This window comes from Caballeronia sp. BR00000012568055 (genome assembly GCF_029439455.1).
Classification (GTDB): Bacteria; Pseudomonadota; Gammaproteobacteria; order Burkholderiales; family Burkholderiaceae; genus Caballeronia.
In genome coordinates this window covers 1-2,920 of the sequence record NZ_JAQFVG010000096.1, presented here as the reverse complement: position 1 = coordinate 2,920, position 2,920 = coordinate 1, and the positions used below count along the sequence as shown (strand labels likewise).

The 2,920-nt window shown below is 58.0% G+C and carries 2 protein-coding genes; both read left to right on the top strand.

The window, feature by feature from the left end; all coding sequences use genetic code 11:
• Nucleotides 1–53: 53 nt before the first annotated feature.
• Complete coding sequence (locus tag P7F28_RS06055; protein ID WP_277183585.1) at nt 54–1,997, top strand: beta-galactosidase; 1,944 nt, start codon at nt 54–56, stop codon at nt 1,995–1,997.
• Nucleotides 1,998–2,057: 60 nt separating this feature from the next.
• The coding region (locus P7F28_RS06050) for an ABC transporter substrate-binding protein (protein ID WP_370467245.1) at nt 2,058–2,920 on the top strand (863 nt) is incomplete at its 3' end.

Here is a 2,920-nt window from a genome sequence, read left to right as displayed (position 1 = left end):
GCTTTTCGGTCAAGCCGCTCGCCACCGTCGATCACACGGTATAAGGAAAATTAATGCGCCTCGGAGTCTGCTATTACCCGGAACACTGGCCAGAAACGATGTGGCAAGACGATGCCCGTCGCATGAAGGCGCTTGGCATCGAACAAGTACGGATTGCGGAGTTTGCGTGGAGCCGTATCGAGCCATCGCCCGGTGAATACGATTGGGGCTGGCTGGATCGCGCAATCGATGTGCTCGGCGATGCGGGTCTCGAAGTGGTCATGTGCACGCCGACCGCGACGCCGCCGAAGTGGCTGATAGATCGTTATCCTGACATTCTTCCCGTGGGCGCAGATGGACGTCCGCGTGCGTTTGGCTCGCGACGTCATTACGATTTCTCGTCGCCATCGTATTTCGAGGCATCGCGCGTGATTTGCACGGCTGTAGCGCAGCGATACGGCAAGCATCCCGCCGTCGCGTACTGGCAGACTGATAACGAATACGGATGCCACAACACCGTGGTCAGCTATTCGCCCGCAGCGGTGCAGCGCTTTCGTCAATGGCTGAAAGCACGTTATGAAACCGTCGATGCGTTGAATCGCGCATGGGGCACGGTGTTCTGGAGCATGGAATATCGCAGCTTCGATGAGATCGATGCGCCCATCGGTACGGTGACGGAAGCGCATCCGTCGCATCGGCTCGATTACCGGCGTTTCGCATCGGATGAAGTCGCGCGCTATAACCGCATGCAAGTGGACATCATTCGTGCGCATTCGCCGGGGCGGCCGGTCGCGCATAACTTCATGCAGCTTTTCACCGAGTTCGATCATTACGATGTCGCGCGTGATCTGGATATCGCCACATGGGACAGCTATCCGCTCGGCGCGCTGGAAGAGCAGTGGTATGCGCCTGACGTGAAGGCGAAGTATTTGCGCACCGGTCATCCCGACTATGCTTCGTTCAATCACGATGTGTATCGCGGTATGTCGAAGCAGCCGTTCTGGGTGATGGAGCAGCAGCCCGGACCGGTGAACTGGGCGCACTGGAATCCGTCGCCATTACCGGGAATGGTTCGATTGTGGTCGTGGGAAGCCTTCGCGCACGGTGCGGGTTGCGTGTCGTATTTCAGATGGCGTCAGGCGCCGTTCGCACAGGAACAGATGCACGCGGGACTGAACACGCCTGATAATCGGCTCGACATGGGCGGAAGCGAAGCGGAGCAGGTTGCACAGGAGATCGCGCGTATCGAAGCAGAACATGTTAGTGCGAACGATGCGGTCCGCAGCAAGATCGCACTCGTTTGGGATTACGAAGCAAAGTGGTTATTCGAGATTCATCCACAGGGCGCTGATTTCTACTATCCGCGATTTGCGTTCGAGTATTACTCGGCGCTGCGCTCGCTGGGCTTCGATGTCGATATCGTTCCGGCATATGCGGCGCTGGACGGCTACGCGATGATCGTCGTGCCGCCGCTGCCGACCGTGCCGGACGACTTTGCCGCACGATTGAAGGCATCCGGCGCGCATGTGGTGATCGGGCCGCGCACGGGATCGAAAACGCAGAGCTTGCAGATTCCGGCCAACTTGCCGCCGGGCACGCTGACGTCCTTGCTGCCGGTGCGCGTGTGGCGCGTCGAATCGATGCGCCCGAATGTGACTGAGCCAGTCGATGGTGGTCACGCCCGCCATTGGCGCGATCTGATCGAAGCGGAAGGCTGCACGATTCACGCGCGATTCTCCGACGGGCATCCCGCCTACGTTCAGTCGAACAAGGCGCATTACTTCACCAGTCTTTTCGACGACGCGCTTACGCAGAAACTGCTTGCACGTATCGCAGAAGAAGCCGGTCTCGCGCCGACGCCGCTCGGTGACGATATCCGCATCAGCCGACGCGGTGGCCTCACTTACGTGTTCAACTATTCGCATATCAAGCACAAGATCGACGGTATCGCGGGCGAGCGCTTCATCATCGGTTCGCATGAAGTCGAGCCGCAAGGCGTGGCGGCGTATCAATCGTAATTACTCGAAGCGGTAAATAAAAGGAGACAAGCAATGACAGCAAGGAGCCTCAAGACACGCATGAGCATCGCTGCGGCGACGCTTGCGTTGAGCATGGGCATGACCTCGTTTGCGACGAGCGCGCATGCTGCGACCATGACCATCAACATCGCCTTCAAGGGTGCGAGCCAGCGCGCGGTCTGGCAGGAAGTGCTCGACGCGTTCAAGAAAGCGCATCCCGACGTGGATGTGAAGGCGTCGTTTATCGACGAGGAAGCCTATAAGGTGCAATTGCCCGGCTGGCTCTCGACGGTCGCGCCCGATGTCGTGAACTGGCACAACGGCGAGCGCATGGCGTATTACGCGCGACGCGGCCTGTTCGAAGATTTGAGCGGCGACTGGAAGAAGAACGGCTGGGACAGCATGTACGCATCGACCAAGGAATCGTCGACGTATAACGGCAAGCAATACGCCGCACCTACGGTGTATTACTCGTGGGGCTTGTTCTATCGCAAGGATCTGTTTCAGAAGGTCGGCATTACTGAAGAACCGAAGACGTGGGATCAGTTGATGGACGCGTGCAAGAAGCTGAAGGCTGCGGGCATTACGCCGTTTGCTGTCGGCGGGCGCGATGCGTGGACGCTGGCCGGCTGGTTCGATTATCTCGATCTGCGCCTGAACGGCAACGCGTTTCATCAGCAATTGATGGCGGGTAATGTGCCTTATACCGACCCGCGCGTGAAGAAAGTCTATACGACGTGGAAGCAATTGATCGACGATAAGGATTTTATCGATAATTCGCTATCCTATGATTTGGACGCGGCACAGCCTTTCCTGTTCCAGGGAAAAGCCGCGATGATGCTGATGGGCACGTTCATTACCGGTGGCTTCCCGGCGAACGTGAAGCAGGAAATGGGTTATTTCCAGTTCCCGATCATCGACTC

Coding starts and splice junctions, on each gene's coding strand:
- P7F28_RS06055 (WP_277183585.1), top strand. CDS start 54: ATGCGCCTCGGAGTCTGCTATTACCCGGAACACTGGCCAGAAACGATG.